21 protein-coding genes are annotated in these 25,768 nt (G+C 70.7%); 12 read left to right on the plus strand and 9 right to left on the minus strand.

Going from position 1 to position 25,768, the window contains the following annotated elements:
- Positions 1–32: 32 nt before the first annotated feature.
- The 3 genes from AC067U_RS09805 (at position 33) to AC067U_RS09815 (ending at position 2,667) form a co-directional block, all read left to right on the plus strand.
- Positions 33–938, plus strand: coding sequence for a GNAT family N-acetyltransferase (locus tag AC067U_RS09805; RefSeq protein WP_478829124.1), 906 nt, complete (start codon positions 33–35; stop codon positions 936–938).
- Positions 939–965: 27 nt separating this feature from the next.
- Positions 966–1,427: an N-acetyltransferase family protein gene (locus tag AC067U_RS09810; protein WP_478829125.1), complete on the plus strand. Its 462-nt coding sequence runs from the start codon at positions 966–968 to the stop codon at positions 1,425–1,427.
- A gap of 64 nt (positions 1,428–1,491) precedes the next feature.
- Positions 1,492–2,667, plus strand: a complete 1,176-nt coding sequence (locus AC067U_RS09815; protein WP_478829126.1) for a winged helix DNA-binding domain-containing protein — start codon at positions 1,492–1,494, stop codon at positions 2,665–2,667.
- 27 nt (positions 2,668–2,694) lie between these two features.
- On the opposite strand, the gene AC067U_RS09820 is transcribed toward AC067U_RS09815, so the two are convergent.
- Both AC067U_RS09820 and dnaB read right to left on the minus strand, forming a co-directional pair.
- Complete coding sequence (locus AC067U_RS09820) at positions 2,695–4,080, minus strand: serine hydrolase domain-containing protein (RefSeq protein WP_478829127.1); 1,386 nt, start codon at positions 4,078–4,080, stop codon at positions 2,695–2,697.
- A 10-nt stretch (positions 4,081–4,090) separates the two neighbouring features.
- Entirely contained in the window at positions 4,091–5,569 is a 1,479-nt protein-coding gene (gene dnaB / locus AC067U_RS09825) for a replicative DNA helicase (RefSeq protein WP_478829128.1), read from the minus strand.
- A gap of 435 nt (positions 5,570–6,004) precedes the next feature.
- On the opposite strand from dnaB, the gene AC067U_RS09830 reads away from it, so the two are divergent.
- Complete coding sequence (locus tag AC067U_RS09830) at positions 6,005–7,354, plus strand: MATE family efflux transporter (RefSeq protein ID WP_478829129.1); 1,350 nt, start codon at positions 6,005–6,007, stop codon at positions 7,352–7,354.
- A gap of 97 nt (positions 7,355–7,451) precedes the next feature.
- Here AC067U_RS09830 and rplI read toward each other — a convergent pair whose 3' ends face one another.
- The 4 genes from rplI to rpsF all read right to left on the minus strand — a co-directional run bounded on the left by rplI (position 7,452) and on the right by rpsF (position 9,150).
- On the minus strand, positions 7,452–7,898 hold the full coding sequence (gene rplI / locus AC067U_RS09835; RefSeq protein WP_478829130.1) for a 50S ribosomal protein L9: 447 nt from the start codon (positions 7,896–7,898) through the stop codon (positions 7,452–7,454).
- A gap of 18 nt (positions 7,899–7,916) precedes the next feature.
- The gene (gene rpsR / locus AC067U_RS09840; protein ID WP_005315025.1) at positions 7,917–8,153 is read right to left on the minus strand and encodes a 30S ribosomal protein S18; all 237 of its coding nucleotides are present in this window, start codon (positions 8,151–8,153) and stop codon (positions 7,917–7,919) included.
- 43 nt (positions 8,154–8,196) lie between these two features.
- Complete coding sequence (locus AC067U_RS09845) at positions 8,197–8,784, minus strand: single-stranded DNA-binding protein (RefSeq protein WP_478829131.1); 588 nt, start codon at positions 8,782–8,784, stop codon at positions 8,197–8,199.
- 75 nt (positions 8,785–8,859) lie between these two features.
- Entirely contained in the window at positions 8,860–9,150 is a 291-nt protein-coding gene (gene rpsF, locus AC067U_RS09850) for a 30S ribosomal protein S6 (protein ID WP_004950685.1), read from the minus strand.
- 262 nt (positions 9,151–9,412) lie between these two features.
- Between rpsF and AC067U_RS09855 the strand changes: the two genes are divergently transcribed.
- From AC067U_RS09855 to AC067U_RS09865, 3 genes are all read left to right on the plus strand, one after another.
- Entirely contained in the window at positions 9,413–9,730 is a 318-nt protein-coding gene (locus AC067U_RS09855; RefSeq protein ID WP_478829132.1) for a hypothetical protein, read from the plus strand.
- Positions 9,731–9,837: 107 nt separating this feature from the next.
- Positions 9,838–10,956 (plus strand): lipid II:glycine glycyltransferase FemX, encoded by a 1,119-nt coding sequence (locus tag AC067U_RS09860; protein WP_478829133.1) that lies wholly within the window; start codon positions 9,838–9,840, stop codon positions 10,954–10,956.
- A 38-nt stretch (positions 10,957–10,994) separates the two neighbouring features.
- Positions 10,995–12,026, plus strand: coding sequence for an alanine racemase (locus AC067U_RS09865; protein ID WP_478829134.1), 1,032 nt, complete (start codon positions 10,995–10,997; stop codon positions 12,024–12,026).
- Here the strand turns inward: AC067U_RS09865 and AC067U_RS09870 are convergent.
- Both AC067U_RS09870 and AC067U_RS09875 read right to left on the minus strand, forming a co-directional pair.
- Positions 12,023–13,477 (minus strand): glycosyltransferase family 87 protein, encoded by a 1,455-nt coding sequence (locus tag AC067U_RS09870; RefSeq protein ID WP_478829135.1) that lies wholly within the window; start codon positions 13,475–13,477, stop codon positions 12,023–12,025. The two genes, AC067U_RS09865 and AC067U_RS09870, sit on opposite strands and share 4 nt — an antisense overlap.
- Before the next feature lie 23 nt (positions 13,478–13,500).
- Positions 13,501–16,119, minus strand: coding sequence for a transglycosylase domain-containing protein (locus tag AC067U_RS09875; RefSeq protein ID WP_478829136.1), 2,619 nt, complete (start codon positions 16,117–16,119; stop codon positions 13,501–13,503).
- Positions 16,120–16,332: 213 nt separating this feature from the next.
- Between AC067U_RS09875 and AC067U_RS09880 the strand changes: the two genes are divergently transcribed.
- The 3 genes from AC067U_RS09880 (at position 16,333) to AC067U_RS09890 (ending at position 19,453) form a co-directional block, all read left to right on the plus strand.
- Positions 16,333–16,935, plus strand: a complete 603-nt coding sequence (locus tag AC067U_RS09880) for a PadR family transcriptional regulator (protein ID WP_478829137.1) — start codon at positions 16,333–16,335, stop codon at positions 16,933–16,935.
- 52 nt (positions 16,936–16,987) lie between these two features.
- Entirely contained in the window at positions 16,988–18,070 is a 1,083-nt protein-coding gene (locus AC067U_RS09885; RefSeq protein ID WP_478829138.1) for an inositol-3-phosphate synthase, read from the plus strand.
- A 96-nt stretch (positions 18,071–18,166) separates the two neighbouring features.
- Positions 18,167–19,453 (plus strand): MFS transporter, encoded by a 1,287-nt coding sequence (locus AC067U_RS09890; RefSeq protein ID WP_478829139.1) that lies wholly within the window; start codon positions 18,167–18,169, stop codon positions 19,451–19,453.
- 135 nt (positions 19,454–19,588) lie between these two features.
- On the opposite strand, the gene AC067U_RS09895 is transcribed toward AC067U_RS09890, so the two are convergent.
- Positions 19,589–21,055 carry a CCA tRNA nucleotidyltransferase gene (locus AC067U_RS09895; RefSeq protein ID WP_478829140.1) on the minus strand — a complete coding sequence of 489 codons (1,467 nt, stop codon included), beginning with the start codon at positions 21,053–21,055 and terminating at the stop codon, positions 19,589–19,591.
- A 268-nt stretch (positions 21,056–21,323) separates the two neighbouring features.
- Between AC067U_RS09895 and AC067U_RS09900 the strand changes: the two genes are divergently transcribed.
- Positions 21,324–23,519 carry a DUF6049 family protein gene (locus tag AC067U_RS09900; RefSeq protein WP_478829569.1) on the plus strand — a complete coding sequence of 732 codons (2,196 nt, stop codon included), beginning with the start codon at positions 21,324–21,326 and terminating at the stop codon, positions 23,517–23,519.
- A gap of 44 nt (positions 23,520–23,563) precedes the next feature.
- The gene (gene murJ, locus AC067U_RS09905; protein WP_478829141.1) at positions 23,564–25,738 is read left to right on the plus strand and encodes a murein biosynthesis integral membrane protein MurJ; all 2,175 of its coding nucleotides are present in this window, start codon (positions 23,564–23,566) and stop codon (positions 25,736–25,738) included.
- Positions 25,739–25,768: the final 30 nt, after the last annotated feature.

Here is a 25,768-nt window from a genome sequence, read left to right on the forward strand (position 1 = left end):
ACGCCTCCCAGCCGATGATCCAATCTGGCCCGGTGACACCATCACACCTCACTGACCTGCCGATCCGCCCGCTGACCGCAGGCGATCTCACCCGCTGCGCCGACCTCTCCGAGGACCGCGGCTGGCCCCGCGAGGAACACAAGTGGGGCCTGCTGCTCACCGCCGGATCCGGTTACGGCATCGACGCCCCCGACGGCCGCGGCCTGGCCGCCTGCTGCGTGATCACACGGTACGGAGGCTCGGCCGAGCGGACGGACCTCGCCGCCATCGGCATGGTGCTGGTCGCCGACCGGTACCAGCGCCAGGGCCTGGGGCGCAGCCTGATGACGTACGTCTGCGACGAGGTCCTCCGGGGCATCCCGCTCACCTTGCACGCGACCCCGCACGGGCGCCCGCTGTACGAGGAGCTCGGCTTCAAGGCCACCGGCCGCACCGACATGCTCCTGGGGACCTTCCGGGACGCGGACACCCCGGCGCCGGCCGGCACCGCGCGGGTCCGGCCCGCCGTGGCCGGTGACCTCCCGCGGATCCTGCGGCTGGACGCCGAGGTCTTCGGCGCCGACCGCACCCACATGATCACCAGGCTGCCCGCCTTCGCGGACCACCTGCTGGTCGCCGAGGACCCGGCCGAGGCGCCGGCCGCCGACCGGTCCCTCGCCGGGTACACGGCGGCCTGGCCCAATATGGACACGCACGTCGTCGGCCCCCTGGTGGCCCGGGACACCGCGACCGCCCGCTCCCTGATCACGGCTCTCGGCGCGGCCACCGACCGGCCGCTGCGCACCGACATCGACGTGCGCCACGAGGAGCTGATCGGCTGGCTCAAGGAACACGGCCTGGAATCCGTCGCCTTCAACGCCGTCATGACCAGGGACATCCCCCGCCTGCCCGGTGACTGGACCCGCCGGTGGGCCCCGCTGACCGTGGCCGCAGGCTGAGAGAGAACACGAGGAGCACCGAGCACCATGACCGAGCACGTCGAGCCGGCCATCCGGCCCGCCACCGAGGCCGACCTCCCCGCCATCGTCGCCATGCTGGCCGACGACCCCCTCGGCGCCACCCGCGAATCCCCCGATGACCTCGGCCCGTACCGCGCGGCCTTCAAGCGGCTCGCCGAGGACCCGAACCAGCACCTCGTCGTCGCCGCACGCGGGGACCGCGTCGTCGGGACCCTGCAGCTGACCCTGGTCCCCGGGCTGTCCCGCAAGGGATCCACCCGCTCGATCATCGAGGGCGTGCGGATCCACGCCGACGAACGCGGCAGCGGCCTCGGCAGCCGGCTCGTCACCTGGGCCGTCGAGGAGTCCCGCCGGCAGAACTGCCGGCTGGTGCAGCTCACCTCCGACGCCACCCGCACCGATGCCCACCGCTTCTACGAGCGGCTCGGGTTCACCGCCTCCCACGTCGGCTTCAAGCTGCAGTTCTGATCCCGAGGCCACCGGACGTCCCGAGGCCCGGGCGGACGCGGCAGCGCGGCCGTAGGATCCGAGGATGGGCAGCAGCCGCAGGACGATCAGCACCGCCGAGCGCCGGGACCGGCTCGGCGTCCGCCACATGCTCGCCCCCTCGGTCCGCGGCAGCAGCGTGGCCGAGGCAGCGGACGCCGTGGTCGCCCTGCACGCGACGGACGCCGCCACCGTCTACCTGTCCGCCCGGGCCCGGCTGACCGACCCCGGCGTGGAGGCCATCGATAAGAGCTTCTACGACGAGCACACCGTGGTGCGGATGCTGAGCATGCGGAACACCCTGTTCGCCGTCTCCGCCGGACTGGCGCCCTACGTGGCCTCGTCCACCGCGCTCGCCATCGCCACCAAGGAACGCCGCACCCTGGTCAAGCACCTCCAGGAGGACGGCCAGGGCCTGGACGCGGCCTGGCTGGCCGAGGCCGAGGAGGCCGTCCTGGCCGCCCTCGACGCCCGGGGACCGTCCACCGGGTCCCAGCTCTCCGCGGCCGTCCCGGCCCTGAACCGGAAGATCACCGTCTTTCCGGGATCCAAGTGGGAGACCGTCCAGGGCGTGGCCACCCGGGTGATCCGGCTGCTCGCCGCCGACGGCCGGATCCGCCGGGACCGGCCGCGCGGCTCCTGGACCTCCAGCCAGTTCCGCTGGACCCACTGCGCGCCCTGGCCCGAGGTCCCCAAGGAGCGGGCCCGCGCCGAACTCGCGCGCCGCTGGCTGCACGCGTACGGCCCGGCCACCGAGGCCGACCTCAAGTGGTGGACCGGCTGGACGCTCACCGAGACCCGGAAGGCACTGGCCTCCGTCGCGCCCGAGGAGGTCCTGCTCGACGACGGCAGCGCGGCCCTGGTGGCCCCGGGGGACACCGCGCCCGTGCCGGCCCCGGAGCCCTGGGCGGCCCTGCTGCCCGGCCTCGACCCCAGTGCGATGGGCTGGGCCGACCGCTCCTTCCACCTGGACCCCGCCCACCGCCCGGCCCTTTTCGACCGGGCGGGCAACATCGGCCCCACCGTGTGGTGGAACGGCGGGATCGTCGGCGGCTGGGCCCAGCGCCCGGACGGCGAGATCGTGTGGCGGCTGCTCGGGGACCCCGGCGCCGAGGCCGGACGGGCCGTCGCCGCCGAGGCCGCGCGCCTGACCGAGTGGATGGGCGAGACCCGGGTCACCCCCCGCTTCCGCACCCCGCTGGAACGCGAGCTGTCCGCCTGAGGGCGCCGGTGCGGCCCACCGGGCCGGCTAGCCGATGCCCCGCCAGCCCTGCGGGTCCACACCGCCGGGCACCGGGGCCTCGGGGTCGTACGGGAGCCGGGTGAACACGAAGGACCCCAGGTCGAGATGGCTCACCGTGCCGTCCGGCCGGCGCACGGCGCGCAGCGTCTCGCCGGCGTAGTAGCCGGCCAGCCCGGTCCAGGTGCCGTCCCCGGCGGGCCGGAACCGTGCCGCCCGGCCCATCGCCCCCAGTGGGCTCAGCTCCAGCAGCCCGTCGGCGGACAGCCGCAGGGCGAACGGCGAGGTCCCCCAGTACCAGGGGCCCACCACGTCCAGCGCCACCGGATCCGCCTCCCCCAGCGGCCGCCAGGGCTCGGGGATCCGCGGCTCCGCCTCGGCCACGATCCGCACCAGGTCCGCCGCCACCGTGGCCGCCGGCAGGCCCGAGGTGCAGTTGGCGAGCACCACGGCCGCCACATCGTCCGCCTCGTCGAACCACAGCCCGGCCACGAACCCCGGCAGGGAGCCGCTGTGCCCGGCCAGCTGCCGCCCGTGCGCCTCCATCAGCTGCAGGCCCAGCCCGTACCCGGCATCGGGGGTGCCCGGCTCCGGCGGGGAGGCAGCCGTACGCATCTCCCGTACGGACTCCGCGCTCAGCACGCGCTCGTCGCCACGGGCCAGGAACACCGCGAACCGGGCCAGGTCGCGGGTGGTCGACCACAGCTGGCCGGCCGCGGCCATCAGCCCCAGGTCCTCCAGCGGCTCGGGCATCATCACGTCCGCCCACGGGTGCACCGCCCAGCCGCCGGCGTGCGGCGCCACCGGCTGCGCACTCGTCCGGCCCAGGCCCAGGGGCTCCAGCACCTCGGCCCGGAGCGCCTCCTCCCAGGGCCGCCCGCGGAGCGCCTCGACCAGCGAACCCAGCAGGGTGTAGCCGGGGTTGGAGTAGTGGAAGCGCCGTCCCGGAACATGCCGGAACGGCTCCTCGCCCAGGACGTCCGAGAGCTCCGGACGCAGCGCCGCCGGGCTCCGCTCCCACCACTCGCCCGGGGTCTCCGCCGCCAGGCCGGCCGTGTGGGACAGCAGCTGACCGATGGTCACCTCGCCCGCGCCGGTCCCCGGCAGATGCTTCTCCAGCGGATCACCGAGGTCCAGCAGGCCCTCGTCGCGGAGTCGCATCACGAGCACCGCGGTGAAGGTCTTGCTGATCGAACCGATGCGGTACTGCACCGAGCCGTCCGGCCCGTGTCCCTCCACCATCGTCCGGGAGCCCTCCCAGACGATCTCCCCGCCCCGCGCGACGGCCGCCGCCAGCGAGGGCGAGCGGCCTTCGGCCTGGGCCACCGCGATCCGGTGCAGCAGCGAGCGACGGGTGGAGGGCAGCAGCGCGGCATCCGAGGGCATGTCAGTCATGCCCCGGATGCTACGTGTTGGCCATGTCCACGAACCGCGAATAGTGACCCTGGAACGCCACGGTGATCGTGGCCGTGGGGCCGTTACGGTGCTTGGCCACGATCAGGTCGGCCTCACCGGCGCGCGGCGACTCCTTCTCGTAGGCGTCCTCGCGGTGCAGCAGGATCACCATGTCGGCGTCCTGCTCGATGGATCCGGACTCACGCAGGTCGGAGACCATCGGCTTCTTGTCCGTACGCTGCTCCGGGCCACGGTTCAGCTGGGACAGCGCGATGACCGGGACTTCGAGCTCCTTCGCCAGCAGCTTCAGGTTTCGCGACATGTCCGAGACCTCCTGCTGACGGCTCTCGGGCCGGCGCGCGCCGCCCGACTGCATCAGCTGGAGGTAGTCGATGACGACCAGCTGGAGGTCGCTGCGCTGCTTGAGCCGACGGCACTTGGCGCGGATCTCCATCATCGACAGGTTCGGGGAGTCGTCGATGTAGAGCGGCGCGGCGGAGACGTCGGGCATGCGGCGGGCCAGCCGGGTCCAGTCGTCGTCCGTCATCGTGCCCGAGCGCATGTGGTGCAGCGCCACCCGCGCCTCGGCGGACAGCAGGCGCATCGCGATCTCGTTCCGGCCCATTTCGAGGGAGAAGATCACGCTGGGCAGGTTGTTCTTGATCGAGCAGGCGCGGGCGAAGTCCAGCGCGAGGGTCGACTTGCCCATCGCGGGACGGGCCGCGATGACGATCATCTGGCCGGGGTGCAGGCCGTTGGTCAGCGAGTCCAGGTCGGTGAAGCCGGTGGGGACACCGGACATCTGGCCGCTGCGCGAGCCGATGGCCTCGATCTCGTCGAGCGCGCCCTCCATGATGTCGCCGAGCGGCAGGTAGTCCTCGGAGGTCCGCTGCTCGGTGACCGCGTAGATCTCGGCCTGGGCCTTGTTGACGATCTCGTCGACGTCCCCGTCGGCCGCGTAGCCCATCTGTGTGATCTTCGTACCGGCGGAGACCAGGCGGCGCAGTACCGCCCGCTCGTGCACGATCTCCGCGTAGTACTCGGCGTTCGCCGCCGTCGGCACGGACTGCACCAGGGTGTGCAGGTACGAGGCCCCGCCGACCTTGCCGATCTCGCCGCGCCGGGTCAGCTCCGCGCCGACCGTGATGGGGTCGGCCGGCTCCCCCTTGGCGTAGAGGTCCAGGATCGCCTGGTAGATCGTCTCGTGCGACGGGCGGTAGAAGTCCGCGCCCTTGAGCACCTCGACCACGTCGGCGATGGCGTCCTTGGACAGCAGCATGCCGCCCAGCACGGACTGCTCGGCGTCGAGGTCCTGCGGGGGCACGCGCTCGAAGCCGCCCCCGCCGTCCCAGGAGCCGCCCTCGCCGCCGCGGTCGTGCTGCTCCTCACCGCGACCGCTGCGGCCTTCACCGCGGCGCTGACGGACGGGCAGACGGTCGCCCGGACCACTGTCGGCCCAGGGGTCGTCCATGGGCTCGGGGATGCTCACCGGGCCGCCTCCTCCCGTCCGCCACGCGGACCTCGCCGTGCCACTCTTTCTTACGACACGGCTCTGACATTTGGGACACCCGGATCGGCTCTCGGCGCGTCGGGCAACGACCAACGGTAGGGCCGCGGACGACGTCAGCCAATCTTGTTATCCACAGGGTGTGTGGATGAGGTGTGGATGACGGGCCCCATCCTGTGGGTAACTCCCTCCGACCTGTGTACGGACCGGGGGACAGCGCTGTGGACAAAATCACCCGACCCACCCCGTTACCCCACCTGACCTGCAATTTCTCCGTCCCGGCCCGGTGGGGAAGAAATTTATCCAGCCAGGCCCCGAGATCGTTCCGAACGATCTCCCGAGAAGCCTGCGCCTGACCCATCGGTAAGGATCACAGCTATGTTGCGTCCATTACCTGTGGAAGATTAGATTGAGCACATGACACAGGCCACCGCGATACCGAAGGCCGCCCCGGGAACCGACCCGAAACGGCACGACCGCGAGATCCTCGCACTGGCCGTACCGGCCCTCGGCTCGCTGGTCGCCGAGCCCCTCTTCGTCATGGCCGACAGTGCGATCGTCGGTCACCTCGGCACCCCCCAACTGGCCGGCCTCGGCATCGCCGCCGCCCTCCTCACCACCGGCGTCAGCGTCTTCGTCTTCCTCGCCTACGCCACCACCGCCGCCGTCTCCCGCCGCGTCGGCGCCGGAGACCTCCGCGCCGCCGTACGCCAGGGCATGGACGGCATCTGGCTGGCCCTGCTGCTCGGCGCCGCCGTGATCGCCCTGCTGCTGCCCGCCGCACCCGCACTGGTCGACGCCTTCGGCGCATCCGCCACGGCCGCCCCGTACGCCGTCACGTACCTGCGGATCTCCGCCCTGGGGATCCCCGCCATGCTGGTCGTCCTCGCGGCCACCGGGGTCCTCCGCGGCCTGCAGGACACCAAGACGCCACTCGTGGTCGCCGTCGGCGGGTTCGCCGCCAACGGCGTGCTGAACCTCGCCCTGGTCTACGGCGCCGGACTCGGCATCGCCGGCTCCGCCTGGGGCACCGACCTCGCCCAGTGGGGCATGGCCGCCGTCTACCTCACCGTGGTCGTCCGGGCCGCCCGTCGGCACGAGGCCTCGCTCCGGCCCGACGCGAAGGGCATCCGGGCCTGCGCCCAGGCCGGCGCACCCCTGCTGGTGCGCACCCTCTCGCTGCGCGCCGTGCTGATGCTGGCCACCGCCGTCGCGGCCCGGCTGGGCGACACCGACATCGCGGCCCACCAGATCCTGCTCGCGCTGTGGAGCCTGCTGGCCTTCGCCCTGGACGCCATCGCCATCGCCGGCCAGTCGATCATCGGTCGCTACCTGGGCGCCGGAGACGCCGAGGGAGCCCGGGCGGTGGCCCGGCGCGCCGTGCAGTGGGGCATCGGCTCGGGCGTGGTGCTCGGCCTGCTGGTGGTCCTGGCCCGGCCGCTGTTCATCCCGCTCTTCACCTCGGACCCGGCCGTGCAGGAGGCCCTGCTGCCCGCGCTGCTGGTACTGGCGCTCTCCCAGCCCGTGGCCGGCATCGTCTTCGTCCTGGACGGGGTCCTGATGGGCGCGGGCGACGGGCCCTACCTGGCCGGAGCCATGGTGGTGACCCTGGCCGTGTTCGCCCCGGCCGCGCTGCTCGTCCCGGCCCTCGGCGGCGGCCTGACCGCGCTGTGGTGGGCCATGACCCTGATGATGCTGACGCGGATGGCCACGCTCCAGCTGCGGGCACGCTCGGGCCGCTGGCTGGTCACCGGCGCCACCCGCTGAGCACTGTTTCACGTGAAACAGTCCGTTTCACGTGAAACAGCACCGGCACGCGGAAGGGCCCGCACCCCCAGGGGTGCGGGCCCTTCTGCTGCGGCACTCAGGCGGCGACGACCTCGACCGGGACGTTCGCGGCAACCTCGGCGTGCAGACGCACGGAGACCGTGTACGAACCCAGGGTCTTGATCGGGGACGCCAGCTCGACGCGGCGCTTGTCGACCTTCGGACCACCGGAAGCCTCGATCGCAGCGGCGATGTCGGCCGGGGTCACGGAGCCGAAGAGACGGCCGGCGTCACCCGAGCGGGTGGCCAGACGGACCTTCGTGCCCTCGAGCTTGGCCTTGATCTCGTTGGCCTGCTCGATGGTCGCGATCTCGTGGATCTTGCGGGCGCGGCGGATCTGCGCCACGTCCTTCTCGCCACCCTTGGTCCAGCGGATCGCGAAACCGCGCGGGACCAGGTAGTTGCGAGCGTAGCCGTCCTTGACGTCGACGACGTCGCCGGCGGCGCCGAGGCCGGACACCTCGTGGGTCAGGATGATCTTCATCAGTCGGTCACCCTTTCCTTAGCGCGCGGTGGACGTGTAGGGCAGCAGCGCCATCTCACGGCTGTTCTTCACGGCCGTGGCGACGTCACGCTGGTGCTGCGTGCAGTTGCCGGTGACGCGGCGGGCACGGATCTTGCCGCGGTCGGAAATGAACTTCCGCAGCATGTTCGTGTCCTTGTAGTCCACGTACGCGGTCTTGTCCTTGCAGAACGCGCAGACCTTCTTCTTAGGCTTGCGCACAGGCGGCTTCGCCATGGTGTTTCTCCTGTGTGATCAAGAAGTGTGGGTACGGGCTGCCCTAGAAGGGCGGCTCGTCCGAGTAGCCGCCGCCGGAGCCGCCGGAGTTTCCACCCCAGCCGCCACCGCCGCCACCCTGCTGGCCGCCGGCCGGAGCGCTGGAGGCCCAGGGGTCGTCGGAGGGAGCTCCGCCGCCCTGCTGACCGCCGGAGTTTCCACCCCAGCCGCCGCCACCGCCGCCGCCCTGCTGGCCGCCGCCGCCGTAGCCACCCTGACCGCCGCGACCCGAGGTCTTGGTGACCTTGGCCGTGGCGTTGCGCAGGCTGGGGCCGACTTCCTCGACGTCCAGCTCGAAGACCGTGCGCTTGACACCCTCGCGGTCCTCGTACGAGCGCTGGCGGAGCCGGCCCTGTACGACGACGCGCATACCGCGCTGAAGCGACTCGGCGACGTTCTCAGCCGCCTGGCGCCACACCGAGCAGGTCAGGAACAGGCTCTCGCCGTCCTTCCACTCATTGGTCTGGCGGTCGAAGGTGCGCGGAGTGGACGCGACGCGGAACTTCGCGACCGCCGCACCCGAGGGGGTGAAGCGCAGCTCGGGGTCGTCGACGAGATTGCCGACGACCGTGATGACGGTCTCGCCTGCCATGGATGAACCTCTCGGCGGGGATTGCTGCTGGCTGCTTGTGCTACTCGAACCCGATTACCTCTGAACCGAAGGGGTTCAGTGGGTCTCGGGACGGAGGACCTTGGTCCGGAGGACCGACTCGTTCAGGTTCATCTGGCGGTCGAGCTCCTTGACGACCGCAGGCTCGGCCTGCAGGTCGATGACCGAGTAGATGCCCTCGGGCTTCTTCTTGATCTCGTAAGCGAGACGACGACGGCCCCAGGTGTCGACCTTCTCCACCTTTCCGTTGCCCTCACGGACGACGGAGAGGAAGTTCTCGATCAGCGGGGAGACAGCGCGCTCCTCGAGATCGGGGTCGAGGATGACCATCACCTCGTAGTGACGCATGTGGAACCCACCTCCTTTGGACTCAGCGGCCACGGTCGTTCCGTGGCAGGAGGGTCGTGATGCGTTGCCGCACGGTGTCAGTCGACGGCATGTCGATGACGTCGACGGCGTCGACGGCATGTCGATGCCAGCAGACACCAGTGCAGACCGTACAGAGTACCTGCTCGCGTCCTTCCGGTTGAAATCCCGCCGAGGAGGAACACAATCTGTAGGCATCGGGCGTGCTCGGTGCTATGCCCGCTTCAGCCAGGAGGTGCCACCCATGGCACAGGCAACGCAAGGCCAGAAGACCCCCATCTCCCTCCTGTCCACCGACCACAAGTCCCATCCGCTGCAGGACACCCTCCTGGCGGTCACCCTGATCCTGGGCGCCGTGGCGTTCGTCACGGCCTTCTTCCCCAACCTGCACCTGCTCACGTCGTGGACCGGCCTGATCGGGATCCTGACGGGGGCCTACGGACAGTTCATCTCCGAAACGACCCGCGAACGCTTCGGAATGATCGTCGGCCTGGGTGCCGCGGGCATCGGCTTCTACCTCGGCATGGCGAACGGCGGACTGTTCGGCGGACTGCTGGGCTAGCCGGGGCACCTCCGCGACGGGCGCCGCTTGTCCCCCGGATGGGTGGCGCCCTCGTCACAGTAGGCTTCGCGACATACCCAGCGAAGCCGCCGGAGGAGACGCCCCGCATGAGCCTGTCCCTGAGGACCATCAGCCGAGAGCAGCATCTGGCTTATCTCCAGAGCCTGCCCTCGGCGAGCCACTGCCAGGTCCCGGCGTGGGCCGACGTGAAGAACGAATGGCGCAACGAGAACCTCGGCTGGTTCGACGCCTCCGGCGAGCTCGTCGGCGTGGCCCTGGTCCTGTACCGCCAGCTGCCCAAGGTGAAGCGCTACCTCGCGTACCTGCCGGAGGGTCCGGTCATCAACTGGTACGCCCCGAACCTCGACGAGTGGCTCCAGCCGATGCTGGCCCACCTCAAGAAACAGGGCGCCTTCACCGTGAAGATGGGCCCGCCGGTGGTCATCCGCCGCTGGAACGCGGCCGCCATCAAGTCCGGTATCCAGGACCCCGAGGTCAAGCGCCTGCGGGACGTGGAGGCTTCGCACATCGAGCCGCGCGCGTTCGAGGTCTCGGACAAGCTGCGCCGGATGGGCTGGCAGCAGGGTGAGGACGGCGGGGCCGGCTTCGGCGACGTGCAGCCGCGCTACGTCTTCCAGGTGCCGCTGGCGAACCGTTCCCTGGACGACGTCCTCAAGGGCTTCAACCAGCTGTGGCGCCGCAACATCAAGAAGGCCGAGAAGGCCGGCGTCGAGGTGGTCCAGGGCGGTTACGACGACCTGCCGACCTGGCAGCACCTGTACGAGATCACGGCCGAGCGGGACAAGTTCCGCCCGCGCCCGCTCAGCTACTTCCAGCGCCAGTGGACGGCCCTCAACTCCGAGGACCCCAACCGGATGCGGCTGTACATCGCCACGCACGAGGGGGAGCCGCTGGCCGCCGCCACGATGATCACCGTCGGCCAGCACGTCTGGTACTCGTACGGCGCATCGGCGAACCACAAGCGCGAGGTCCGTCCCTCCAACGCGATGCAGTGGCGGATGCTGCGGGACGCCTACGCGCTGGGCGCCGGGGTCTACGACCTGCGCGGCATCAGTGACACCCTGGACGAGAACGACCACCTGTTCGGTCTCATCCAGTTCAAGGTGGGTACCGGCGGCGAGGCCGTCGAGTACGTCGGTGAGTGGGACTTCCCGCTGAACAAGATGCTGCACAAGGCGCTCGACATCTACATGTCGCGTCGCTGAGAAGCGATAAGAAGCCGAGAGAAGGGTTCAAGGCGGGTATGGCGCTCACGCTCTACGTCGACACCGCGCGCTGGCGTGCGCACCAGAAGCAGGTGTGCGACCAGTTCCCGGGCATCATCCCGGTCTGCAAGGGCAACGGCTACGGCTTCGGCCACGAGCGGCTCGCCGAGGAGGCGACCCGGCTCGGAGCCGACATCCTGGCGGTCGGCACCACCTACGAGGCCGAGAAGATCAAGGACATGTTCAGCGGGGACCTGCTGGTCCTGACCCCGTTCCGGCGGGGCGAGGACCCGGTGCCGCTGCCGGACCGGGTGATCCGCTCGGTGTCCTCGGTGGACGGTCTGCACGGTCTGCACGGCGCCCGGGTGGTCATCGAGTGCTTGAGCTCGATGAAGCGGCACGGTGTGTCCGAGCAGGACCTGGGGCTGCTGGCGGCCGCCATAGAGGGCGTGCGGCTGGAGGGCTTCGCCCTGCACCTTCCGCTGGACCGGCCCGACGGCACGGACGCCGTCGAGGAGGTCATCGGCTGGATGGACCGGCTGCGGGCGGCCCGGCTGCCGCTGCACACGATGTTCGTCAGCCACCTGCGCGCGGAGGAGCTGGCACGGCTCCAGCAGCAGTTCCCGCAGACCCGTTTCCGGGCCCGGATCGGCACCCGGCTGTGGCTGGGCGACCACGAGGCCACCCAGTACAAGGGCACCGTGCTGGACGTGACCCGGGTGGCCAAGGGGGACCGTTTCGGCTACCGGCAGCAGAAGACCGCTTCGGACGGCTGGCTGGTGGTGGTCGCGGGCGGCACGTCCCACGGCGTGGGCCTGGAGGCGCCGAAGGCGCTGCACGGGGTGATGCCGCGGGCCAAGGGCGTGGCCCGGGCCGGCCTCGCCACCGTCAACCGGAACCTTTCGCCTTTCGTGTGGGCGGGCAAGCAGCGCTGGTTCGCGGAGCCCCCGCACATGCAGGTGTCCATCGTGTTCGTGCCGTCGGACGCGACGGAGCCGAAGGTCGGCGACGAGCTGGTCGCGCACCTGCGGCACACGACCACCCAGTTCGACCGCTCCGTCGACCGCTAGCGGTCGGCGCCCCACTCGACCCGCTGTCCCTCCGAGGGCGCCGCGTACCGCGGCGCCCTCGCGGCGTCTCCCAGGACGAACACGTCCTCGGCCCCGTCCAGCACTCCGCCGGAGGGGTCGTCCGAGCCGTCCCGCCGCACCGGGTCCTTCTCGGGCCGCAGGACGTCGCGTACGACGACCGCGCAGAGGTAGAAGGTGCAGAGCAGGTGGGCCGCGATGGCCAGCTGGTAGCCCTCCACGGGCAGGCCCTGGTGCTTGTCCCCGCTGGTGGTGTAGGCGAGGTACATCCAGATGCCGAGGAAGTAGACGACCTCGCCCGCCTGCCAGATCAGGAAGTCGCGCCAGCGCGGCCGGGCGAGCGCGGCCAGCGGGATCAGCCACAGCACGTACTGCGGCGAGTAGACCTTGTTGGTCAGGATGAAGACGGCGACCACCAGGAAGGCGAGCTGGGCGAACCGGGGCCGCCGGGGGGCGGTCAGGGCCAGCAGGCCGATGGCCCCGCACAGCAGCACGAAGAGCCCCGTGCCGTAGGTGTTGGCGTCCTCCAGGGGGTTTCCGGAGCGCTGGGAGATCAGCAGCCAGACCGAGCCGAAGTCGATGGGGCGTTCCTGGCTGAAGGTGTAGAACTTCGTCCAGCCCTCCCAGGCCCCCACCATCACCGGCAGGTTGACCAGCAGCCAGGAGCCGACGGCGCCCAGGACCGCGGTCCCGAAGGCCCGCCACTTCCCGGCCCGCCAGCACAGCACGAACAGCGGGCCGAGCAGCAGGAAGGGGTACAGCTTGGCGGCGGTGGCCAGCCCGATCAGGATGCCGAAGGCGAGGGCGCGGCCGCGGGACCACATGAGCATCGCGGCCGCGGTCAGGGCGATGGCCAGCAGGTCCCAGTTGATGGTCGCGGTGAGGGCGAAGGCCGGGGCCAGGGCGAACAGCAGGGCGTCCCAGGGGCGTCGGCGGTGGGTCCGGGCCACGCAGACGGCGATGACGGCGGCGCAGGCCATCAGCATGCCGGCGTTGACCATCCAGTAGATCTGCTCGCGGTGCTGCATGGAGCCGCCGCCCGGGGTCAGCCAGGAGGCGACCTCCATGAAGAGGCCGGTGAGGACCGGGTACTCCAGGTACTCCATGTCGCCGGACAGCCGGTCGAAGTACGGCGTGAGGTTGTCGGCGAAGCCGCGTACGACGAACAGGTGCGGGATGTCGGAGTAGCAGGCGTGGGTGTACTGGGAGCTGGCGCCCTTGAACCAGGCCCAGTTGTAGCAGGGCAGTTTCTGCACCATGCCCAGGGCGAACATGCCGAGGGCGACGAGGACCACGACCCGTACCGGGGTGAGCCAGCGGCCTCCCCGCAGGGCGTGGCGGCCGAGCGGGCCGCCGATGAGCTCGCTGCCTGCGGCGGCCAGCTCGTCCTCCCGGGTGGGCGGTACGGGGTGGTCCTCGTGCACCTTGGTCATGCGTTCATCCTGCCGTACCGGCTTCAGCCGCCGGTGCCGCCGTCAGTGGTTCCCCAGATGGTGCTCCCGCTGGTGGTGCCCCCGTCGCTCCGGCCCGGCCGCTTGGTGGTGAAGGTGGGGCTGGGATCGCGGGAGGGGCCGCCGTCCGTGCCCCCGTCCGTCATCCCGCCGGTGTCGGTGCCGTTGGTGGTGCCGCCGTCCTTGCCGCAGTCCCACTGCCAGGGCTTGCAGGACGGCTTGCCTCCCCGGGAGGGGGTGGGCTTCGACGGGCTGGGGCTGGGCTCGGGGTCGTCCGACTTCGAGGCGGACGGGGTCGGGCTCGGCGAAGGCGTCGGCGAGGGGGCGCCGGCGGAGTCGGCGGTCACGCCGATGTCCTCGGCCTCCGGGAAGTCCTTCTCCGGGAGGCCCTTGAGGGCGGCCTTCATGTACTCGGTCCAGATCTCGGCCGGGATGTCACCACCGTGGATGGACGGGATGCCGCCGACGTTCTTCATCGACTCGAGCTTCTTCTGCTTGGCGTTCGGGTCGCTCCGGAAGAGGGTCACTGCCGTGGAGAGCTCGGGGGTGTAGCCGACGAACCAGGCCGACTTGTTCTCGTCGGTGGTACCGGTCTTGCCGGCAGCCGGCCGGCCGAGCTTCTTGACCTTGGTGCCGGTGCCGTTCTGGACGACGTTCTGCAGGACCTTGGTGATGTTGTCCGCGATGGCGTTGTCCATCGCCCGCTGCGCCTTGGGGGCCTCGAAGCCGTCGAGCGGCACGCCGTCCTTCTCCACCTTGGTCACCGAGAACGGCTCGTGGTGGGTGCCGGAAGCGGCGAAGGTCGCGTAGGAGTCGGCCATCCGGATCGCGCTGGGGGTGGAGGTGCCGAGCGCGAAGGAGGCGTCGTTGTTCGGGTTCATCGAGTCGCGGAGGATGCCGGTGGACTCGGCCACCTTGCGCACCTTCTCGTGGCCGACGTCGAAGACGAGCTGGGCGAACGGCACGTTGATGGACTTCTCCATCGACTCGTTGAGCGTGACGTAGCCGTACGGGGTGGTGCTCTCGTTCTTCTGCCGGAAGGGCCGGCCCTTGCCGTCCCGCAGCGGCTTGCCCTCCCGGTTGTTGATCACCGTGAGGTCGTTGGCCTGATACTTGCTGTCGGCCGAGATGCCCTCGCCGTCGGAGTTCTGGGTGCCGTACTCCATGGCCGCGGCCAGCACGTACGGCTTCCAGGTCGAGCCGACCGGGACACCGGTGGTGTTGGCGTTGTTGTTGAAGTACTTCTGGTCCCAGCCCGGACCGCCGTACAAGGCCACGATCGCACCGGACTTCACGTCCACGGAGGCCGCGCCGAACTGCACGTTCGTGTCGTACTGGGGGCGCTTGACCGGGTCGAGGAAGTCCTTGCGGGTGTCGTCCACGGCCTTGGCCAGGGCGTCGACCCTGGGCTTCTGGAAGGTGGTGTGGATCCGGTAGCCGCCGCGCGCCATCTGCTCCGGCGTGAGGCCCTTGGTCCTCATCACGTACTGCTTGGCCGTCTCGACCAGGTAGCCGGTCTGGCCGGCGAGCGAGCGGGCCTGCGCGGGGTCGATCAGCTTGGGGAAGCCGGACGCCTTGGCCTGGTCGCGCTCCTGCGGTGTCATCCGGCCCACCTCGACCTCGCGGTCCAGGACCCAGGCCCAGCGCTTGTGGGCGCGGTCGGCGTTCAGTTCCGGAGTGGCCTGGGCGCCGATGCCGCCGTCGGGGTTGTAGAGGTTGGGGCCCTTGAGCACCTGGGCGAGGAAGGCGCTCTCGGAGGGGGTGAGCTGGTCGCAGTCCTTGCCGAAGTAGGCACGGGCGGCGGCCTGGATGCCGTACGCGTCCCGGCCGTAGTAGGCGGTGTTCAGGTAGCCGGCGAGGACGGTGTCCTTCTCCTCGCTGACACCGAGCTTGATCGAGATGAACAGCTCGGTGACCTTGCGCTTGAGGGTCTGCTCGGAGCTGAGGAAGTTGTTCTTGACGTACTGCTGGGTGATGGTCGAGCCGCCCTGGGTGGAGCCGCCGGTGGCCATGTTGAACACGGCGCGCGCCACACCCATGGGGTCGACGCCCTTGTCGGTCTCGAAGGACGCGTTCTCGGCCGAGATCACCGCGTTGCGCATCGACAGCGGGATCCGGTCGATCGGGACGATCTGCCGGTTGGTCTCGCCACCGGTGGCCGCCATCTGCGTGTCGTCGGCCCAGAGGTAGACGTTGTTCTGAGCCTGAGCGGCCTTGTTGGGGTCGGGCGTGCCCACCATGGCGATACCGATGCCCGCACCGGCCGTCACGATCGCGAAGAATCCCAGCGCGGTACCGCCGACCAGCTTCCACGAGGGCAGGAAGCGCTGCCAGCCGTCCTTGTCGGACCGCGGGTAGTTGATCAGCCGCTTGTCAGGTCGCCCCGCTCCGTTGCCTCCACCGCGGCCGCGGCCGGAGACTCGCTGTGCGGCCCGGCGGGCCTCGGCTCTGCTGCCGTGGCCCTGCTGACTGCCGTACGGGCTGTTGTACGGACCGCTGGGCGATGCGGTGGGGACATCGCGTCCGGGCACGGAGCCTCGGCCGGGGCGCTGCTGCGCGGCCCGGCGGGACGCTGCGCGGCCGCCGCCCTGGGGCTGCGGCGGTTTGCGGCGGTGCTCGCTCATGGCGCACAGACTACGCACGCGCAAAACCTGCCCAGTGCCGAAGTTCACCCCAAAACAGGCAACCCGCAGGCTGTGAATCGAGGATGTGACGCCGGTCACAGGGCGTCGGCTTGTCGTCCGGCCCTGGCCGTTCTATCGTGCGGATGTATCGAGTCGATACATCAGCTCGGCATAAAGAGTTGCGAACTCAGGGGTGGGGGAGGAAGTGAGCGCATGAGCAGACGCTCCGGCATCCTCGAGTTCGCCGTGCTCGGCCTGCTCCGCGAGTCCCCCATGCACGGCTACGAGCTGCGGAAGCGGCTCAACACCTCGCTGGGGGTGTTCCGGGCGTTCAGCTACGGCACGCTCTACCCCTGCCTCAAGACGCTGGTCGCCAACGGCTGGTTGATCGAGGAACCCGGCAACGCTCCGGAGGACGCCCTCGCCGCTTCACTCGCAGGGCGACGGGCCAAGATCGTCTACCGGTTGACGCCCGCCGGGAAGCAGCACTTCGAGGAACTCCTCTCCCACACCGGGCCCGAGGCCTGGGAGGACGAGTCCTTCGCCGCTCGGTTCGCCTTTTTCGGCCAGACCGAACGCGAGGTGCGGATGAGGGTCCTGGAGGGCCGCCGCAGCCGCCTGGAGGAGCGTCTGGAGAAGATGCGCGCCTCACTCGCACGCGGCCGCGAACGCCTCGACGACTACACGCTGGAGCTCCAGCGTCACGGTATGGAGTCCGTTGAGCGCGAAGTGCGCTGGCTGAACGAGCTCATCGAGAGTGAGCGGGCGGGTCGGGACCAGAGACGTCCCGGGCCGTCCGACGAAACCACACACTGAGGCCCTGCTTCCCAGCAGGTCCTCGTCCGAGAACGAACAGGGAGCAACCGGAATGGGTTCGGTTCGCGTAGCCATCGTCGGCGTGGGCAACTGCGCCGCCTCGCTGGTGCAGGGCGTCGAGTACTACAAGGACGCCGACCCGGCGTCGAAGGTCCCCGGCCTGATGCATGTGCAGTTCGGCGACTACCACGTGCGCGACGTCGAGTTCGTCGCCGCCTTCGACGTGGACGCGAAGAAGGTCGGCCTCGACCTCTCGGACGCCATCGGCGCCAGCGAGAACAACACCATCAAGATCTGCGACGTTCCGCAGTCCGGCGTGACCGTGCAGCGCGGCCACACCCTCGACGGTCTCGGCAAGTACTACCGGTCCACCATCGAGGAGTCCGCCGAGGCCCCGGTCGACGTGGTCCAGGTCCTCAAGGACAAGCAGGTCGACGTCCTCGTCTGCTACCTCCCGGTCGGTTCCGAGGACGCGGCGAAGTTCTACGCCCAGTGCGCCATCGACGCCAAGGTCGGCTTCGTCAACGCCCTCCCGGTCTTCATCGCCGGCACCAAGGAGTGGGCGGACAAGTTCACCGAGGCAGGCGTCCCGATCGTCGGCGACGACATCAAGTCGCAGGTCGGCGCCACCATCACGCACCGCGTGATGGCGAAGCTCTTCGAGGACCGCGGTGTCGTCCTCGAGCGCACCATGCAGCTGAACGTCGGCGGCAACATGGACTTCAAGAACATGCTCGAGCGCGAGCGCCTTGAGTCCAAGAAGATCTCCAAGACCCAGGCCGTGACCTCGCAGATCCGCGACCGCGAGCTGGGCGAGAAGAACGTCCACATCGGCCCGTCCGACTACGTCGCGTGGCTCGACGACCGCAAGTGGGCGTACGTCCGCCTCGAGGGCCGCGCCTTCGGTGACGTTCCGCTGAACCTCGAGTACAAGCTCGAGGTGTGGGACTCCCCGAACTCCGCGGGTGTCATCATCGACGCCCTGCGCGCCGCGAAGATCGCCAAGGACCGCGGCATCGGCGGCCCGATCCTCTCGGCGTCCTCGTACTTCATGAAGTCCCCGCCGGTCCAGTACTTCGACGACGAGGCCCGCGAGAACGTCGAGAAGTTCATCAAGGGCGAGGTCGAGCGCTAAGAAGCGTCGCCGAGACGCACAGTCTTCGCCTTCTCTTCCGCGGAGGGTCCCCGGACAATGTGTCCGGGGACCCTCCGCGTGTGTGACCCTTCCCTCATGCCTGTCGTACGGGATCTGCGCGTGCTGCTGCGCCTGAGGGACTTCCGGAACCTGCTCACCGTACGACTCCTCTCCCAGGCCGCGGACGGCGTCTACCAGGTGGCCCTCGCCACCTACGTGGTGTTCTCCCCCGAGAAGCAGACCTCACCGGCCGCCATCGCCTCCGCCATGGCGGTCCTGCTGCTGCCCTACTCCGTGATCGGCCCGTTCGCCGGCGTGCTGCTCGACCGCTGGCGGCGCCGGCAGGTCTTCCTCTTCGGCAACCTGCTCCGCGCCTTCCTGGCCTGCGTCACCGGGATCCTGATCGTGGCGCAGGTCCCGGACTGGCTCTTCTACGCCTCCGCGCTCTCGGTCACCGCCGTGAACCGCTTCGTGCTGGCGGGGCTGTCCGCCTCCCTGCCCCGGGTGGTGGGCCCCGGGCAGCTGGTCACGGCGAACGCCCTGTCGCCCACCGCCGGGACCCTGGCCGCCACGGCCGGCGGCGGCCTCGCCTTCCTGGTGCGCGTGCTCGCCCCCGGGGCCGACGCCGTGGTGGTGCTGCTCGGCGCCGCCCTGTACCTGGCCGCGGCGCTGGCCTCGCTCCGGCTGGCCGTCGGGCTGCTCGGCCCCGACCACGATCCCGAGCACCGGTACCCGTCCGTCCCCGAGGGCGTCGCCCTGACCGTGCGGGGCATGGCGGAGGGGCTCCGGCACCTGGCCCGGCGCAGGGAGGCCGCCCAGGCGCTGGCCGCGATGACCCTGATGCGCTTCTGCTACGGGGCGCTCTTCGTGATGCTGCTGATGCTCTGCCGGTACGCCTGGTCGGACCGGGAGTCCGAGGGCCTGGCCCTGCTGGGGCTGGCGGTCGGCGTCTCCGGAGCGGGCTTCTTCGCCGCCGCGGTGGCCACCCCTCCGATGGCGGCCCGGATCGGGACCCGGGGCTGGATCACGGTCTGCGCGGCGGGTGCCGCAGTGCTGGTGCCCGCCCTGGGACTGTTCTTCACCCCCGAGCCGATGCTCGCCGCCGCGTTCATCCTGGGGCTGGCCACCCAGGGAGCCAAGATCGCCACCGATACCGAGGTCCAGTCCGGGGTGGACGACGACTTCCGCGGACGGGTCTTCTCCGTCTACGACGTGCTCTTCAACGTGGCCTTCGTCGGGGCGGCGGCCGTCTCCGCGCTGGTGCTGCCGCCCGACGGGAAGTCGGTGGTCCTGGTCCTGGCCGTGTCGCTGCTGTACGCCGCGATCGCGATGGCGCTCGCACGGGGAGGCCGAGGTTTCACCGGGGACACCTCCCAGCCGTAGCCCGGGGAGGAACATCGAGAGGGCCGAGCGCACCGGGGGCCGAGGGCACCGAACGCGACGGCGCCATGTTTCACGTGAAACATGGCGCCGTGAGATGCGTAGGGACAGCCGGGCGGGACGGCCGCACGGGCTGTGTCAGCCCTGGGCGGCCCACCACTCCTTGAGTGCCGCCACGGCGGCCTCGCGCTCCATCGGCCCGTGCTCCAGCCGGAGCTCCAGCAGGTGGGCGTACGCCTTCCCGACCGCGGGACCGGGACGGATCCCGAGGATCTCCATGATCTGGTTGCCGTCCAGGTCGGGCCGGATCGCGTCCAGCTCCTCCTGCTCCTGGAGCTGGGCGATGCGCTCCTCCAGGCCGTCGTAGGCCCGGGAGAGGTTGTTGGCCTTGCGCTTGTTCCGCGTGGTGCAGTCCGATCGGGTCAGCTTGTGCAGCCGGTCCAGCAGCGGGCCCGCGTCCCGCACGTAGCGGCGCACCGCCGAGTCCGTCCACTCGCCGTCGCCGTAGCCGTGGAACCGCAGGTGCAGCTCCACCAGCCGCGACACGTCCCGGACCATGTCGTTCGAGTACTTCAGCGCGGTCATGCGCTTCTTGGTCATCTTCGCGCCCACCACCTCGTGGTGGTGGAAGGAGACCCGGCCGTCGGTCTCGAAGCGGCGGGTCCGGGGCTTGCCGATGTCGTGCAGCAGGGCGGCCAGCCGCAGCACCAGGTCCGGGCCGTCCTCCTCCAGGTCGATCGCCTGCTCCAGCACGATCAGCGTGTGGTGGTAGACGTCCTTGTGCCGGTGGTGCTCGTCCCGCTCCAGCCGGAGGGCCGGCAGCTCGGGCAGCACCCGGTCGGCCAGCCCGCTGTCCACGAGCAGGGCGAGGCCCTTCCGCGGGTGCGCGGAGAGCACCAGCTTGTTGAGTTCCGCCTGGACGCGCTCGGCCGAAACGATGTCGATCCGGTCCGCCATGGCCTCCAGGGCGGCGACGACCTCATCGGCCACCTCGAAGTCCAGCTGGGCGGCGAACCGGGCGGCCCGCAGCATGCGCAGCGGGTCGTCGGAGAAGGACTCCTCGGGAGTCCCCGGGGTGCGCAGCACCCGGGCCGCCAGGTCCTCCAGACCGCCGTGCGGGTCGATGAACCGCTGCTCGGGCAGGGCGAGGGCCATGGCGTTGACCGTGAAGTCGCGCCGGACCAGGTCCTCCTCGATGGAGTCGCCGTAGGACACCTCGGGCTTGCGCGAGGTCCGGTCGTACGCCTCCGACCGGTACGTGGTCACCTCGATCTGGAAGTTCCGCTGAGCGTCTCCGACGCGGGCGGCCTTCTGGCAGCCGATGGTGCCGAAGGCGATGCCGACGTCCCAGACCGTGTCGGCCCAGGGCTTGAGGATCTTCAGGACGTCCTCGGGGCGGGCGTCGGTGGTGAAGTCGAGGTCGTTGCCGAGGCGTCCGAGCAGCGCGTCGCGGACGGAGCCGCCGACCAGGGCGAGGTGGAAGCCCGCCTCCTGGAAACGGCGGCCGAGCTCGTCGGCGACAGGGGCGACCCGCAGCAGTTCGTTCACCGCGCGGTGCTGCACCTGACTCAGGGTGCTGGGGGAGTCTTCATTGGCGTTCGGCACAACAGAAAAGGGTACGTGCCCCGCCCGTCGGCAGCTTCCGTTTAATGGAGACCCCGGGGCCGCGGCCCCACCGGGCGGGCCCGATCATGTGGAGCAGTGCGCGGCACTCGGGCCCGGCGGGCCTCGTTACCATGCGTGGACGCACAACCGACGACCACTGACACTTCGAGGAACGGGCGAGCGCGTGGCCGAAGCGGCAGACACGGGAGACTTCAACGGGCCGGTCCCCGCTCCTGCCCGGCGCCGCTGGCTGCGGCGCGCCATGGTCATGCTCGCCGGGACCCCGGTCCTGGCCGCCCTGGTCTACGCCCCGGCGCCGGAGGCACGGGCCGCCGACGGGAACGGCCCCGTCGACGTCCAACTGGACTTGCTGGCGCCCAGCGCCCCGGTGAAGAACGACACCCTCAAGATCAGCGGCAGGGTCACGAACACGGGGACGGAGACCGTCCGGGACGCGCGCGTGGCCCTGCGCGTGGGCCGGGCCCTGGCCGACCGGGACGCCATGGACGACGTCAACGAGCGGACCCGGTTCCGGTCGGGCGTGGACCCCGCCGAGATCGACCCGGCGTACTCCGTGAAGATCGCCTCGCTGCCCGCGAAGGTCGGCCAGGAGTTCACCCTCCAGGTCCCCGTGAACAAGCTGGACCTGGACAAGGACGGCGTCTACCCGCTGGCCGTGACCCTGTCCGGGGAGACCGGCGGCCGCTCCTACGAGCAGGTCCTGGGCATCGAGCGGACCTTCCTGCCCTGGCAGCCGGAGGCCTCCGCCAAGAAGTCCCAGCTCACCTTCGTGTGGCCGCTGATCTCCACCACGCACCTCACCGCGGAGACCCTCCCCGACGAGACCCAGACCCCGGTGTTCCTCGACGACACCCTGGCCGAGGAGCTGCTGCCCACCGGTCGGCTCGGCGGGATGGTCGGGCTCGGGAAGGACCTCCCGGTCACCTGGGTCATCGACCCCGACCTGCTGTACACGGTCGACGCGATGACCAAGGGCTACCGGGTGCGCACTCCGGACGGGAAGACCGTTCCGGGCAAGCGCAAGGCGGTCGCCGAGCAGTGGCTGAACTCCCTGGAGCAGGCCGTCCAGGGCAAGAAGGTGGTCGCGCTGCCCTTCGCCGACCCCGACATCGCCGCGCTCGCGCACCGCGGCAAGGACGTCTCCGGCAGCCTCGGCCAGCTGCGCCCGGCCACCGACAAGGCGGCCCAGGCCGTCGAGACGGTGCTGCACATCACCCCGTCCACCGACTTCTCCTGGCCCGTCGACGGCGCCGTCGACCCGTCGATCGTGAACGTGGCCACCTCGGCCGGCGCGCACAACGTGCTGACCCGCAGCGACAGCCTCCGGGAGACCGGCAGCCTCGGCTACACGCCCTCGGCGGCCCGCCCCATCGGAGCCGGGGCCACCGCGGTCGTCGCCGACGCCCGGATGTCCACCGCTTTCCAGGGCGACATGCTGATGGCAGGGAACGCCACCCTGGCGACCCAGGAGTTCCTGGCCCAGAGCCTCGCCCTGAACCTGCAGCGCACGGACGCCCAGCGCAGCTTCGTCGTCGCCCCGCAGCGGATGCCCACGGCCAGCCAGGCCCGGACCATGGCCGACGCGCTGCAGGTGCTGCAATCGGGACGCTGGACCCAGCCCCTGGACCTGGAGTCCGCGGCCAAGGCCAAGCCCGACCCGGGTGCCACCACCCAGGTGCCCGGTGCCGGCCAGTACCCGGAGGCGCTGCGCAAGACCGAGCTCCCGCAGGCGGCGTTCGAGAAGATCCGCACCACGCAGAACACGCTCGACAACTTCAAGGTGATCCTGAGCGCTCCGGACCGGGTCACCATCCCGTTCGGGAACACCACGAACCGCGAGATGTCCACGTCGTGGCGGGGCCACCCCCAGGAGGCCCGGCTGTACCGCGACGCGGTCCAGCAGTACCTGATCAGCCTCACCGACAAGGTCCGGCTGGTCCGGAAGTCCGACGCGACCCTCTCCGGGCACAGCGCGACCATCCCGGTCACCGTGTCCAACGGGCTGGTCCAGGACGTGCAGGGGCTGGTCCTGCGGCTGAAGTCGGCCAACCCCACCCGCCTCATGTTCGAGGGGGAGGGCGGTCAGGCCAGCGAGGAGGTGTCCGTCCAGGGCGGACACAGCCAGTCGGTGAAGTTCACGGCCAACGCCACCGCGAGCGGTCCGGTCGAGGTCACGGCCCAGCTGTTCACCAAGGACGGGGTGCCGTACGGCAAGGAACGCAAGTTCACGGTCGAGGCCACGGAGATCACCTCGACGGTGATGCTCGTCATCGCCGGCGGCGTGCTCCTCCTCGTGCTGGCGGGCATCAAGATGTACGCCGCCCGCAAGCGCGTGGCCGCCCGGACCGCCGCCGGGGAGAACACGCAGCCGAGTGACGAGAGCACGGACACCGGACCGCAAAGCAGCAGCGGGTCCGGCCCGGGTGAGAAAGTGGACCGTTGAGCGATGCCGTGGCCGGTCGGCCTGGGGACGATGAGGTGGGGTTCATGAACGCGCCGTACGAGGGTGACCGCGCGCAGGGCGCAGGCGGGCCCGCACCCGCCCAGGGCACTGCCCCGGGCACCCCGCCGGGGCAGGTGCCGCCGCCTGCCCCCGCACCGGACCGAGACCCGTACGTCACGGACGCGTACGCCTACGACCCGTACCGGGCGCAGGACCTGTCCGCGCAGGACCCGGTCGGCGAGGCGCTCTACGACCGGGCCTCGCACCCACCGCCACCACCCGGCACCTATCAGGACCCCGGCCCGCTGTACGCCGCTCCGGCGGCTTCCCCGTACTCCCCCGACCCGCGGGTGTGGGCGCAGACCCCGCCGCCCGAGCCGGACGCCCTGTCCCGGCGCATGCCGTACGGGGACCAGGCCGCCACCACCGAGTTCGTCGGGGTGGACTCCCTGGTCACCGGGGCCGCCGAGACCGAGGAGCGGGAGCCGGACGCCTTCGCGCACCTGTACCGGGACCAGCAGGCGGCGCCCCGCCCGCCGGCCGAGGAGGCCCCGATGGCGGCTCCGGCCCCGGCCAAGCCGGCCGGCAAGGCCGCGAGCCTGCTGAAGTCGAGCGCCCTGATGGCGGCCGGCACGATCGTCTCCCGCATCACCGGCTTCCTGCGCACCCTGGTGATCGCCGCCGCGATCGGCGTCGGCACCTTCAACGACACCTACCAGGTCGCCAACACCCTGCCGACGATGATCTACGTGCTGGTCGGCGGCGGCGCGCTCAACGCGGTCTTCATCCCGCAGCTGGTGCGGGCCATGAAGAACGACGACGACGGCGGAGAGGCGTACGCCAACCGGCTGCTGACCCTCGTGGTGGTCCTGCTCGCCGGCGTGACCACGGTCTGCGTGCTGGCGGCTCCGCTGTTCATCACCATGATGTCGCCGAAGATCGCCTCCGACCCGAAGCAGATGGAAGTCGCGGTCGCCTTCGCCCGCTACTGCCTGCCGACCATGTTCTTCATGGGCGTGCACGTGGTCCTCGGTCAGATCCTCAACGCACGCGGCCGGTTCGGCGCGATGATGTGGACCCCGGTCCTCAACAACATCGTGGTCATCGCCACCTTCGGCGCGTTCATCTGGGCCTTCGGCGGGTTCACCAGCTCCGGCGTCACCGCCTCCACGGTCACCGCCGACGGGGTCCGCCTGCTGGGCCTGGGCACCCTGCTGGGCCTCACCGTCCAGGCGCTCGCGATGCTCCCCTACCTGCGGGACGCCGGGTTCTCCCCGAAGCTGCGGTTCGACTGGCGGGGCCACGGCCTCGGCAAGGCCGCCCGCCTGGCCAAGTGGACCTTCTTCTTCGTCCTCGCCAATCAGGTCGGCCTGGTCGTCGTCACCCAGCTCGCCACCTGGGCGGGCTCCGTGGCCGAGAAGCAGGGCCACCCCGGCACCGGTATCACCGCCTACAACTACGCGCTGCTGCTCTGGCAGATGCCGCAGGCCATCATCACGGTCTCCGTGATGACCGCGGTGCTCCCCCGTATCTCCCGCTCCGCCCACGACGGCGACGCCGCCGCGGTCCGCGACGACATCTCCTACGGCCTGCGCACCTCGGCCGTGGCGATCGTCCCCTGCGCCTTCGCCTTCCTCGCCCTCGGCGTGCCGATGGCCACCCTGCTCTACGCCGGATCCGGCGCCGGCGCCCAGAACATCGGCTACGTGCTGATGGCCTTCGGCCTCGGCCTGATCCCGTACTCCGTGCAGTACGTCGTGCTCCGCGGGTTCTACGCCTACGAGGACACCCGGACGCCCTTCTACAACACGGTGATCGTCGCCGGCGTCAACGCCGCCGTGTCCACCGCCGCCTTCTTCGTCCTGCCCGCCCGGTGGGCCGTCGTCGGCATGGCGGCCGCCTACGGACTCGGCTACACCGTCGGCGTGGGCGTCGCCTGGCGCCGCCTCAAGAACCGCCTCGGCGGCGACCTCGACGGCGCCCAGGTCATCCGTACCTACACCCGCCTCGCCGGGGCCTGCATGCCGGCCGCCCTGGTGGCCGGGGCGGCGGCCTGGGGCGTCACCCACTTCCTGGGCAGCGGAGTACTCGGTTCCCTCACCGCGCTCGTCGTCGGCGGAATCCTCCTTGCGGCCGTATTCCTCACCGCCGCCAAGCGCATGCGGATCCAGGAGCTCAACGCCATGGTCGGGATGGTGCGCGGACGCCTGGGTCGCTGATGAGCGCAACCATCGGCCCCCATCGCGTGT

This window comes from Streptomyces sp. NPDC043853, from assembly GCF_056436025.1.